We start from the raw sequence: 11,187 nt of genomic DNA, 5'->3' as shown, positions 1-11,187 counted from the left end.
GGCAGCCGGCCGTGCGTATCTCGCTGGGTTCGACCACCGAGGGGGAACTGCGCGCCGGCCTCGGCGTTGTCACCAAGCTGCTGCTTGGCGATCCGGAGCATCTGCTGCTCGCAATCTAGGTCCGGTTTGCCCGGAAATTGTGGGGAATCAGAATAATTGTCATGATATTATTTTCCCAATTGACATGATTTGGCGCGTTCCGCATCGTTAAGGGGCATAGGCTTCTCCAGCACGGGGAAATACATTTGTCCGCACCAGCGCCCATCATCAAGATCGACAGCATCTCGAAAAGCTTCGGCAGCTTCAAGGTGCTGGACGGCCTGTCGATGCAAGTCATGCCCGGCGAGAAGCTGGCACTGATCGGCCCATCGGGTTCGGGCAAGACGACGATCCTGCGCATCCTGATGACGCTGGAGCGCATCGATGGCGGTCATATCCAGATCGACGGCGAGCAGCTCTATCACATGGAGCGCAATGGCCAGCTGTTGCCCGCCGATGAGCGGCATCTGACAAGGATGCGCCAGAAGATCGGCATGGTGTTCCAGCTGTTCAACCTGTTTCCGCACAAGTGCGTCATGGACAATGTCACGCTGGCGCCGATGCTGACCAAGGGCACGCCGCGTGCCGCCGTCGAAAAGCGGGCGATGGAACTGCTCGAAATGGTCGGCATGGCCGACAAGGCCAAGAACATGCCGGCGCAGCTGTCCGGTGGACAGAAGCAACGCGTGGCGATCGCTCGGGCGCTGGCGCTGTCGCCGAAGATCATGCTGTTCGACGAGGTGACGTCGGCGCTCGATCCAGAGCTGGTCGAGGAGGTGATGAACGTCATGCGCAAGCTCGCCGCCGAGACCGACATGACCATGCTGCTGGTCACCCACGAGATGGGCTTTGCCCATGATTTCGCCGACCGGGTGCTGTTCTTCGATCGCGGCAGGATCGTCGAAGAAGGCAAACCGGACGAGATTTTCCGCAATCCCAAGCAGGAGCGCACGCAAGGTTTCCTGAAGAAGATCATCGCGGCCGGACATCGGGTCTGACCGCAATGCCCAGGGCGACGAAGTCGTCCCGAGGCGGCGAGGGCCGCCATGCAACAAAGCAAGACAAGAAACAAGGAGTTGGGAACAATGAACAAACTTGGCATTCTGGCCGGCGTTGCCGGTCTTGCACTGACGGCGGTGCTGGCCGCCTCGATCCCCGGTTCGGCCGATGACAGCAAGCTCGAGCAGCTCAAGGCGCAAGGTTTCGCCCGCCTCGCCATCGCCAACGAGCCGCCCTATACGGCGGTCGCCGCCGACGGCAAGGTTTCGGGTGCCGCGCCTGATGTGGCCCGCGAGATATTCAAGCGGCTCGGCGTCGCCGACGTTGCCGCTTCGATCTCCGAATATGGCGCCATGATCCCCGGCCTGCAGGCCGGTCGCTTCGATGTCGTCACCGCCGGCCTGTTCATGAAGCCGGAGCGCTGTGCTGCGGTCGCCTATTCGGAACCCGTGCTGTGCGACGCCGAGGCGATGCTGGTGAAGAAAGGCAATCCAAAGGGTTTCAAGAGCTATGAGGATGTCGCCAAGGATACGACTGCGACCATCGGCGCGCCGGGCGGCGGCACCGAGGAGAAGCTCGCGCTCAATGCCGGCGTGCCACGCGATCGCGTCATCGTCGTGCCGGATGGCCAGAGCGGCGTGAAGATGCTCCAGGATGGCCGCATCGACGCTTATTCGCTGCCCGTCCTGTCGATCAATGATCTGGTCAAGAAGGCCAACGATCCGAACCTCGAAGTCATCGCTCCGGTGCAGGGCGCACCGGTCTATTGCGACGGCGCCGCTTTCAAGAAGGGCGACGAGGCACTGCGCGACGCCTTCGATGTGGAACTGGCCAAGATGAAGAAATCGGGCGAGTTCGCCAAGATCATCGAGCCCTACGGCTTCTCGGCGGCAGCCGCGATGTCGACCAGCCGCGACAAGCTCTGCGCGGCGAAGTGATCCTTCCTTCTCCCCGTTCAACGGGGAGAAGGTGTCACGAAGTGACGGATGAGGGGCGGCGCCAAACCTTCGCAAGTTCGCGCCGCCCCTCATCTGCCTGCCGGCATCTTCTCCCCGTGAACGGGGAGAAGATGCTAAACCCAACGTTGGAAACCGAATGACCCAGTGGTCCGGCTATTTCGGCCTGATATTGCAGGGAGCGCTTGTCACCATCGAGCTGACGCTGATGGGGTCGGTGCTGGCGCTGATCATGGCCTTCCTCGCCGGCATGGGGCGCGTGTCGCGCTTCTTTGCGCTGCGTTGGTTGGCCACCGCCTACATCGAGTTCTTCCGCGGCACCTCGATCTTCGTGCAGTTGTTCTGGGCCTATTTCGTGCTGCCCTTCATCGGCATTTCGCTGACCCCGTTGCAGGCCGGCGTGCTGGCGCTCGGCCTCAATGTCGGCGCCTACGCCGCCGAAGTGGTGCGCGGTGCCATCCAGTCGATCGGCCGCGAACAGTATGAGGCCTGCACAGCGCTCAATCTCGGCCGCTGGCAAGGCATGCGCCACATCATCCTGCCACAGGCGCTGCTGGTGATGCTGCCGACCTTTGGCAACAATGCCATCGAATTGCTCAAGGCGACCGCCGTGGTGTCGCTGATCTCGCTCACCGACCTGACCTTCCAGGCGCAGGTGGTGCGCGCCCAGACCGGCAACACCCTGGTGCCGTTCACCACCATCCTGATCATCTATTTCATCCTCGCCCTGCTCATCTCGTGGGGCGTGCGCTCGCTGGAACGACGCATGGCGCGCGGCCTCGACGGGGTGCGTGCCTGATGGCCAACTCCCTTCTGATAAATTGGGCCTACTGATGGAATGGGATTGGAATTTCGTCTGGGAAATCATGCCAACGCTGATCCAGGGCGTGAAGATCACCATCCTGGCGACGCTGCTCGGCTCGGTGCTGGCGGCGATCGTCGGGCTTGGCATTGCGCTGGCGCGCCGCTCGCCCAACAAGGCGTTGTCGCGCACGGTCGGCTGGGCGGCTGAATTCATCCGCGGCACGCCGCTGCTGGTGCAGCTCTATTTCATCTTCTACGTGCTGCCCGACATCGGCATCCTGCTGCCGCCGCTGGTCGCCGGTGTCATCGGGCTCGGGCTGCATTACGGCACCTATACGGCCGAGGTCTATCGTGCCGGCATCGACAATGTGCCGCGCGGCCAATGGGAGGCCGCCAAGGCGTGCAATTTGAGCGCCAGTCAGACCTGGACCCACATCATCATTCCGCAGGCTATCCCACCGATGATTCCGGCGCTCGCCAATTACTTTATCGCCATGTTCAAGGAAACGCCGCTGCTGTCGGCGATCACCGTGCTGGAACTGATGAACCAGGCCAAAAGCGTCGCCAACACCTACTATCGCTATATCGAGCCGATCACCCTGGTCGGTGCTTTCTTCCTGGTCATCAGTCTGTTTTCGGTCGTGTTGCTGCGCTGGCTGGAACGCCGCTACGGCAAGATCGAGAGGTAACCGATGAAACCCTTGCCCGAGATCAAGGTGTATCCAAAACGGCCGGCACTGGATGCGCGTCCGCTGGAGCGGCGCATCGGCCTGATCATCCTGGCCACCGACCACACCAGCGAACCGGATTTCCGCCGCATGGTGGCGAGCGAACGCGTCGGCGTCTATGTCGCGCGCATTCCCTATGCCAACCCGACGACGCCCGAAAACCTGCGCAAGATGCAGCCGGCGCTGACGGCGGGCGCGGCCCTGATCCTGCCGGATGAGCCACTCGATGCCGTCTGCTATTCCTGCACTTCGGCCTCGGTGGTGATCGGCGATGCCGAGATCGAGGCGGCGATCCAGGTCGCAAAGCCCGGCGTGCCGGTAATCACCCCGCCGATGGCGGGCGTGCGCGGGCTGCGTGCGCTGGGCGCAAGCAAGATCAGCATCCTCACTCCCTACACGGTCGAGACATCCAGGCCGATGGCCGCCTATTTCGCGGCGCACGGCTTCGAGATCGCCAGCTTCACCTGCCTCGGTTTCGAGGACGACCGCGAGATGGCGCGCATCGCACCGGCGGCCCTCGTCGAACTGGCGCGTGAGGCGACCGACACCAGCGCCGATGCGCTGTTCGTCTCCTGCACGGCGCTGCGTAGCGCCCTCGCGGTCACCGGAATGGAAAAAACTATTGGACGTCCCGTGGTGACCAGCAACCAGGCGACCGCCTGGAATTGTCTGCGGCTGTGCGGAGATGACACGCCGCGTCCCGAATTCGGCCGTCTGATGACGCAGCCATTTGCCGCCTGATTGATGATCATGACACAGGTCACTCTTGAGCACATTCGCGCCGCGCATGAGCGCATTGCCGGCAAGGTCGAGCGCACGCCGACCGTGCTGTCCCAAAGTCTTTCCGAAGGGCTGGGCGTCCCCGTCCACCTCAAGCTCGAACACCGGCAGACCACCGGCAGCTTCAAGCTGCGCGGCGCCTCGAATGCCGTCGCTTCGCTCAGCACCGCGGAGAAGGCGCGTGGCGTGGTCGCGGCCTCGACCGGCAACCACGGCCGCGCGCTGGCGCATGCGGCGAAGCTTGAGGGCATGCGCGCGGTGATCTGCATGTCGCGGCTGGTGCCTGAAAACAAGCTCGACGAGATCCGCCGGCTGGGCGCGGAGGTTCGCATTATCGGCAACAGTCAGGACGATGCCCAGCAGGAGGTCGATCGGCTGGTGGCGCAAGAGGGGCTGGTTATGCTGCCGCCCTTCGACCATCCCGACATTGTCGCCGGGCAAGGCACGCTCGGGCTTGAGATGATCGAACAGGTCCCGGATGCTGCCCTCGTCCTGGTGCAGTTGTCGGGTGGCGGGCTCGCCTCAGGCGTTGCCGCGGCCATCAAAGGCGTCAGCCCCGGCACAAAGATCATCGGTGTCTCGATGGCTCGTGGCGCGGCGATGAAGGCCAGCCTCGATGCCGGCCGCCCGGTGCTGGTGGAGGAATTGCCGACGCTGGCGGATTCGCTCGGCGGCGGCATCGGCCTCGACAACCGGCTGACCTTCGCCATGTGCCGCGACCTGCTCGATGGTATCGTCCTGCTTAGCGAGGACGAGATCGCCGCCGGCATCCGTCACGCCTATGCGCGCGAACGCGAAATCGTCGAGGGCGCCGGCGCGGTCGGCATCGCCGCGCTGCTCGCCGGCAAGGTCAGGTCGGACGGGCCGGTGGTCGTGCTTCTCTCCGGCCGCAACATCGATATGGACGCGCACCGCAGGATCGTCTGCGGCGAGGCGCCATCGCTCAAGGAGCACGCCGCATGAGCCGGATGACGATCCTCACCGAACAAGAATTGCGCGCGATCGTGACACTCGATCTCGATGCAGTCGCCTGCGTCGAAAACGCCTTCCGTGCGCTTGCCACCCTGCCGGTGGCGATGCCGCCGATCCTGCGGCTCGACATTCCCGAGCATCGCGGCGAGGTCGACGTGAAGACCGCCTACGTGCCTGATATCGACGGTTTCGCCATCAAGATCAGCCCCGGCTTCTTCGACAATCCGAAGCTCGGCCTGCCCAGCGTCAACGGCATGATGGTGCTGCTGTCGTCCAAAACCGGGCTGGTCGAAGCACTGCTGCTCGACAACGGCTATCTCACGGATATCCGAACCGCTGCTGCCGGCGCCGTCGCCGCCAAACATCTGTCGCGGCAGGACTCGTCAGTTGCCGCGATCTTCGGCGCCGGCGTCCAGGCCGGGTTGCAATTGGAAGCCCTGATGCTGGTGCGGCCGATTTCCGAGGCGCGCATCTGGGCGCGCGATGTGGCAAAGGCCGAGGCAACCGCCGGAGCCCTGCGCGAAAAGCTCGGCATTCTCGTGCATGCCGAGCCCGACGCGGCAAACGCAGTTGTCGGCGCCGACATCATCGTCACCACCACGCCTTCGACCGAGCCGCTGATCAAGGCGGGTTTCGTTTCCGCCGGCCAGCACATCACGGCGATGGGCTCCGACGCCGAGCACAAGAACGAGATCGCGCCGGCAATCCTGCGCATGGCCGACCTCTATGTCGCCGACAGCGCCCGTCAGACGCGGCGGCTGGGTGAGCTGCATCACGCCATCGCGGCGGGCGTGATGGCCGCTGACGAAGAGGTGACCGAACTTGGCCAGATCATCGCCGGTAAACGGCATGGTCGGCGCTCGGCCAGCGACATCACCATCGCCGATCTGACCGGCACCGGCGTTCAGGATACGGCGATAGCTACGTTCGCCCGCGATCGGGCGCGGGTGGCCGGTTCCGGGGCCATTTTCGAAAGCTGATGCTGGCCAAGGCGTGATCCGGAAAAATGGGAACCGGTTTTCCGAAAGATCACGCCCAAACAAGAACGACGGGCCGGTTTCAACGAAGTTGAAACAGGCTCAAGGCCCAACAAACGAGGACCAAGAACAATGCAACCGAACCTGAGATTCTCGCGCGGCGAATATGCGGATCGCCTCGCCAAGACACGCAAAGCCATGGAGGTGAAGGGCGTCGATCTTCTTGTTATCAGCGACCCGTCCAACATGGCCTGGCTGACCGGCTATGACGGCTGGTCGTTCTACGTGCATCAGGCGGTTATCGTGCCGCCATCGGGCGAGCCGGTCTGGTACGGCCGTGGCCAGGACGCCAACGGTGCCAAGCGCACTGCCTATCTCGCGCATGACAACATCGTCGGCTATGCCGATCACTATGTGCAGTCGACCGAGCGCCACCCGATGGATTTTTTGGCCAGCGTGCTTGCGGATCGCGGCTGGGGCAAGCTGACAGTCGGCGTTGAGATGGACAATTACTGGTTCTCGGCCGCCGCCTTCGCATCGCTGCAGAAGCATTTGCCCAATGCCCGCTTTGTCGATGCCACCGCGCTGGTCAACTGGCAGCGCGCGGTGAAGAGCTCGACCGAGATCGACTATATGCGCAAGGCGGCTCGCATCGTCGAGGCGATGCACCAGCGCATCTTCGACAAGATCGAGGTCGGCATGCGCAAATGCGATCTCGTTGCCGAAATCTATGATGCCGGCACGCGCGGCGTCGACGGCATCGGCGGCGACTATCCGGCGATCGTGCCGCTGCTGCCGTCGGGTGCCGATGCCTCGGCGCCGCATCTGACTTGGGACGACAGACCGATGAAGCGGGACGAGGGCACCTTCTTCGAGATCGCCGGCTGCTACAACCGCTATCACTGCCCGCTGTCGCGCACCGTCTTCCTCGGCAAGCCGACGCAGGAATTCCTCGATGCCGAGAAGGCGACGCTGGAAGGCATGGAAGCGGGGCTGGCCGCGGCCAAACCCGGCAACGCCTGTGAGGACATCGCCAACGCCTTCTTCGCCGTGCTGAAGAAGTATGGCATCGTCAAGGACAACCGCACCGGCTATTCGATCGGACTGTCCTATCCGCCGGACTGGGGCGAGCGCACGATGAGCTTGCGTCCCGGCGACCGCACCGAACTCAAGCCCGGCATGACCTTCCATTTCATGACCGGCCTGTGGCTGGAAACGATGGGACTGGAGATCACCGAGTCCATCCTGATCACCGAAACCGGTGTGGAGTGCCTGGCCAATGTGCCGCGTAAGCTGGTGGTGAAGGATTGAGCCCGATGTCGAATCTACGCTCATCACCGGTCGCGCCGACCGTCGATTTCGACCGCGACGGCGTCCAGCACGGCTTCCTGCGCTTGCCCTACAGCCGCGACGATTCCGCGTGGGGCTCGGTGATGATCCCGATCTGCGTCATCCGCAACGGCAACGGACCGGCAGCTCTGCTGTCCGGCGCCAACCATGGCGACGAATATGAGGGGCCGCTGGCCCTCTACGATCTCGCCAGGACCCTCGATCCCAGGCAAGTCAGCGGCACGGTGATCATCGTGCCGGCAATGAACTATCCGGCCTTCCGCGCCGGCACGCGCACCTCGCCGATCGACAAGGGCAACATGAACCGCAGCTTTCCCGGCCGGCCGGACGGAACGGTGACCGAAAAGATCGCCGATTACTTTCAACGTGAGCTGCTGCCTCGCGCCGACATCGTGTTCGACTTCCACTCCGGCGGCAAGACGCTGGACTTCGTGCCGTTCTGCGCGGCGCACACTTTGCCCGACAAGGCGCTGGAACAGAAAGCCTTTGACGCGGTCGCGGCCTTTGCCGCTCCGTTCTCGATGCGCATGATCGAGATCGACGCCGTTGGCATGTACGACACGGCAGCCGAGGAGATGGGCAAGGTCTTCGTCAGCACCGAACTTGGCGGCGGCGGCACGTCGCGCGCGCAAACCGTGCGGATCGCGAGGCGCGGCATTCTCAACGTGCTGCGTCATGCCGGCATTGTAGATGGTGCGGTCGAGAAGACTCGAACCCAGTGGCTCGACATGCCGTCGGGCGATTGTTTCTCGTTCGCCGAAGACGACGGCATGATCGAAACCATGGTCGATCTCGGTGAGCCCGTCAAAGAAGGCTCGGTGCTGGCGCGCATTCATTCCACCGGCCGCACCGGCGTCGCTCCGCAGGAGATCCGGGCAAAAATGTCGGGCATGCTTGCGGCGCGGCATTTCCCCGGGCTGGTTAAGGCCGGCGACTGCGCGGCGGTGGTGGCTGTGCACGTCTGAGCGGCTCCGCCGGGGCCTGCTCCACCCGGTTCGGGTCCATCGTCACTTGTTCTGCGTCCGTCGCGGAGCCCTTCGGCGCGGCGGAAAGAAGCAGGATAGCGGGCGGAGTCGACATTGCAGGAGGATGTCACTATATAGCGGCGGCTTCGACCCGCGCGCCCGAGGGCAGCACCTCGAAGCAACTGTGAATGTGTAGTGTTTTGCGCCATCTATTGTGACGGAAATCGGCTCGGAAACCGGAAAAAAGCAAATAGAAACAGTGGCGCAGCGCTGGGTGTGACCCAGCCAACGGTACCGACCCCTCCAGAATCAGAAAATGCCCTTGACCCCTCGATTTCCTATGGCTCTGTGGACCTTGGACGGCATTGGCTTGCCGGCTGACCGCGACTCGGCTGGAATGGGGACATGCATCCTTTGCGGGATGTCGACGTTTATGATTACCAACCGGCTTTGCCGCCAGGGAACAGCAGTATGAGCGAACACGCCATCGAATTCTTGCGGGGATGGATCGGCGAAAAGGTCCATTGCCAATCCTCCCAGGCAAGGATCGACAAGCAGGCCGAAACCTTGGCCAAGGAGTGCGCCGCCGAGGCGGCCGAGGTCGGCATTCCGCTGGAGGATATCCAGGAAGAAGTCGGCGATATCCAGGAACTTATCGCATCCCGGCTTGAGGAAGCGGCCGAGGCCGAAGAAAGCCAGCAGGCCCCCAGAAAAGCCGCGGAATGATCAAAGCCGCCGAATGATCGCATAGCGGCGACATTGTTGCAGCGCGGGCTTCTGGCCCGCGTTTTTGTCTTCAGCCAAAGGTCTCCTTCAGCCACGTCTTCGGCAGCGCCGGCACGAAATTCCCGTCCCGTCCGGTCATATCGTCATTGGCAACCAGCGCGTTGAGGATTGCTTCCTCTACGGTCTGGATCACCGCATCGAAAAACGGATCGATGTCGGTATCGGGAATAAAATCGGCACTGGCGATGCGGCCGGATGGCGCCCGCGCGGCGCTCGCATTGGCGGTCGAGAAGGCGATGAAAATGTCGCCTGAACTGTGATACCCGAAGCCTCCGGTCATGGCGACGCCAAGCGGCACCCGTCGGGCCAGCCGCTTCATCTGATGCGGCAGGAACGGTGCGTCGGTGGCGATGACGGCGATGATCGAACCCTTTTCGGCGCGCGGTGTGCCTTCGCGGACAGCCGGTTCGACGAGTTGCGGCCCGGCGCGCAGGCCGCGAATGGTTATATTGCGCCGTTTGCCAAAATTGGACTGCACGAAGGCGCCGACCGTATAGGCACGGCCGTGCCATTCGACGATGCGCGATGCCGTGCCGGAGCCGGCCTTGAAGCCGAAGGTGATCATGCCGGTGCCGCCGCCGACGCTGCCTTCCTCGATCGGTCCGCCGGCGGCACCGTCGAGGGCCTGCGCAACATGCTCCGACGTCAAATGGTGGCCGTTGATGTCGTTGAGGAAGCCGTCATAGGTCTCCGCCGCCACCGGCAGTCCCCAGCCGCTGTCGAGCGCCGCCGGCAGCACGCTTTGCATCCAGCGCAGCGTGCCGTCGCGGGAAACACCGCAGGAATGCGTGTTGGTGATGGTGATCGGGAAGTTGAAAGCGCCGGTTTCCTCGACGATGTGCGAGCCGGTCAGTTCGCCGTTTCCGTTCTGGCTGAAGATCCCGGCGAAGACCGGGTTGGCGAGGTCGGCAAGCGGCCTGGGCAGGATCGCGGTCACGCCGGTGCGCACCGGTCCCTTGCCGACGACAAGCGCGCCATCGCCCGAGATCAGCGTCGCATAGCCGACCGCGACGCCGGGCACATCGGTGATCGCGTTGAACGGTCCAGGCCGTCCGTCGAAGCCGATGCCGAAATTTCGCGCGCGCGGTTTGCCTGAGGGCGTTGCCAGATGATGCGGATTGTCGGTCATGGTGTCAGAATAGGGATCCCTGATTGCCAGGCTCTTTGGCCTTGGCCGCCGGCTTGGCCACGGCTTTCGGTTTTGCCGTGCCGCTGATTGCCACCGCATCGGCGGTCCCGTCGGCGAACTCGAGCGAAAGCGCCATTCCCGACGCCACGTCGGCAGCCTGCTTGACGACGGTGCCATCCGCATCTCTCACCAGCGCAAAGCCGCGGGCCAGGACGGCCTTGTGCGACAGCGACGCCATCAACCTGTCGGCCTGGACGATGCGGCCGCGCAGGCGCTCCAGCCTGAGCACCACTGCTTGCGTGCCGCGTCTTGTCAAAGCTGTCAGCAAATCCCTCTGCACGCGTTGCCGCCGTGCCGTCGGCTCGATCGTGATGCGGCCTTGCAGCATGGCCAGTTGCTGCTTGTGCCGCTGCAGCGATGCCCTGGCACATTTTGGCAATTGATCCGCCGCCCGGTTAAGCTCCGCACGCCGGGCTCTTGCCATCGCACGCAGTGCCCCTTGTGCTCGCAAAAGATTGCGTTCGTTGGTGCGCCGGGCCTCTGCAATGCGCTGCGACAGCATTGCCGGTGTCAGTTTCACGGCAAAAAACCTTGCACGCTTGCGTTCGGTGGAGACCAACAGGCCCCGGCCCAGCCTGGATGTCGCCTCATCGAGGCGCCGGCGCGGCAGCGCCAGCAATTGATCGGGCGAGGGCAGAGCCC

Annotated in this window: 12 protein-coding genes; 10 read left to right on the top strand and 2 right to left on the bottom strand. The window is 63.6% G+C overall.

Annotated elements, in window-relative coordinates:
- Nucleotides 1-245: 245 nt before the first annotated feature.
- The 10 genes from ehuA to EN994_RS05280 all read left to right on the top strand — a co-directional run bounded on the left by ehuA (nt 246) and on the right by EN994_RS05280 (nt 9,296).
- Nucleotides 246-1,037, top strand: a complete 792-nt coding sequence (gene ehuA / locus EN994_RS05325) for an ectoine/hydroxyectoine ABC transporter ATP-binding protein EhuA (RefSeq protein ID WP_063170119.1) — start codon at nt 246-248, stop codon at nt 1,035-1,037.
- Between the two features lie 87 nt (nt 1,038-1,124).
- On the top strand, nt 1,125-1,976 hold the full coding sequence (gene ehuB / locus EN994_RS05320; protein ID WP_013530327.1) for an ectoine/hydroxyectoine ABC transporter substrate-binding protein EhuB: 852 nt from the start codon (nt 1,125-1,127) through the stop codon (nt 1,974-1,976).
- A gap of 157 nt (nt 1,977-2,133) precedes the next feature.
- Nucleotides 2,134-2,793, top strand: a complete 660-nt coding sequence (gene ehuC, locus EN994_RS05315) for an ectoine/hydroxyectoine ABC transporter permease subunit EhuC (protein ID WP_013530328.1) — start codon at nt 2,134-2,136, stop codon at nt 2,791-2,793.
- Nucleotides 2,794-2,827: 34 nt separating this feature from the next.
- Nucleotides 2,828-3,487 (top strand): ectoine/hydroxyectoine ABC transporter permease subunit EhuD, encoded by a 660-nt coding sequence (ehuD, locus tag EN994_RS05310; RefSeq protein WP_013530329.1) that lies wholly within the window; start codon nt 2,828-2,830, stop codon nt 3,485-3,487.
- Between the two features lie 3 nt (nt 3,488-3,490).
- On the top strand, nt 3,491-4,267 hold the full coding sequence (eutA, locus tag EN994_RS05305; protein ID WP_063170120.1) for an ectoine utilization protein EutA: 777 nt from the start codon (nt 3,491-3,493) through the stop codon (nt 4,265-4,267).
- A 9-nt stretch (nt 4,268-4,276) separates the two neighbouring features.
- Entirely contained in the window at nt 4,277-5,269 is a 993-nt protein-coding gene (eutB, locus tag EN994_RS05300) for a hydroxyectoine utilization dehydratase EutB (protein WP_164745816.1), read from the top strand.
- Nucleotides 5,266-6,258, top strand: a complete 993-nt coding sequence (gene eutC / locus EN994_RS05295) for an ectoine utilization protein EutC (protein WP_063170121.1) — start codon at nt 5,266-5,268, stop codon at nt 6,256-6,258. Before eutB ends, eutC begins: the two co-directional genes overlap by 4 nt.
- Before the next feature lie 129 nt (nt 6,259-6,387).
- The gene (gene doeA, locus EN994_RS05290; RefSeq protein WP_063170122.1) at nt 6,388-7,566 is read left to right on the top strand and encodes an ectoine hydrolase DoeA; all 1,179 of its coding nucleotides are present in this window, start codon (nt 6,388-6,390) and stop codon (nt 7,564-7,566) included.
- 5 nt (nt 7,567-7,571) lie between these two features.
- The gene (doeB, locus tag EN994_RS05285; protein ID WP_024502317.1) at nt 7,572-8,570 is read left to right on the top strand and encodes a N(2)-acetyl-L-2,4-diaminobutanoate deacetylase DoeB; all 999 of its coding nucleotides are present in this window, start codon (nt 7,572-7,574) and stop codon (nt 8,568-8,570) included.
- Between the two features lie 414 nt (nt 8,571-8,984).
- Complete coding sequence (locus EN994_RS05280) at nt 8,985-9,296, top strand: hypothetical protein (protein WP_224675447.1); 312 nt, start codon at nt 8,985-8,987, stop codon at nt 9,294-9,296.
- Nucleotides 9,297-9,366: 70 nt separating this feature from the next.
- On the opposite strand, the gene EN994_RS05275 is transcribed toward EN994_RS05280, so the two are convergent.
- Nucleotides 9,367-10,485 carry a P1 family peptidase gene (locus tag EN994_RS05275; RefSeq protein ID WP_063170123.1) on the bottom strand — a complete coding sequence of 373 codons (1,119 nt, stop codon included), beginning with the start codon at nt 10,483-10,485 and terminating at the stop codon, nt 9,367-9,369.
- 4 nt (nt 10,486-10,489) lie between these two features.
- A partial coding sequence (locus tag EN994_RS05270; RefSeq protein WP_281060132.1) for an exodeoxyribonuclease VII large subunit occupies nt 10,490-11,187 on the bottom strand: 698 nt, incomplete at its 5' end.

The organism is Mesorhizobium sp. M7A.F.Ca.CA.002.09.1.1, assembly GCF_003998555.1.
GTDB lineage: Bacteria > Pseudomonadota > Alphaproteobacteria > Rhizobiales > Rhizobiaceae > Mesorhizobium > Mesorhizobium ciceri.
This window is presented reverse-complemented; position numbering and strand designations above follow the sequence as displayed.

Bases quoted from the DNA above. Each gene is read 5' to 3' on its own strand.
- EN994_RS05275 (WP_063170123.1), bottom strand. From the start codon at position 10,485: ATGACCGACAATCCGCATCATCTGGCAACGCCCTCAGGCAAACCGCGC.
- eutB (WP_164745816.1), top strand. From the start codon at position 4,277: ATGACACAGGTCACTCTTGAGCACATTCGCGCCGCGCATGAGCGCATT.
- eutA (WP_063170120.1), top strand. From the start codon at position 3,491: ATGAAACCCTTGCCCGAGATCAAGGTGTATCCAAAACGGCCGGCACTG.
- doeA (WP_063170122.1), top strand. From the start codon at position 6,388: ATGCAACCGAACCTGAGATTCTCGCGCGGCGAATATGCGGATCGCCTC.
- ehuC (WP_013530328.1), top strand. From the start codon at position 2,134: ATGACCCAGTGGTCCGGCTATTTCGGCCTGATATTGCAGGGAGCGCTT.
- doeB (WP_024502317.1), top strand. From the start codon at position 7,572: ATGTCGAATCTACGCTCATCACCGGTCGCGCCGACCGTCGATTTCGAC.
- ehuD (WP_013530329.1), top strand. From the start codon at position 2,828: ATGGAATGGGATTGGAATTTCGTCTGGGAAATCATGCCAACGCTGATC.
- eutC (WP_063170121.1), top strand. From the start codon at position 5,266: ATGAGCCGGATGACGATCCTCACCGAACAAGAATTGCGCGCGATCGTG.
- ehuB (WP_013530327.1), top strand. From the start codon at position 1,125: ATGAACAAACTTGGCATTCTGGCCGGCGTTGCCGGTCTTGCACTGACG.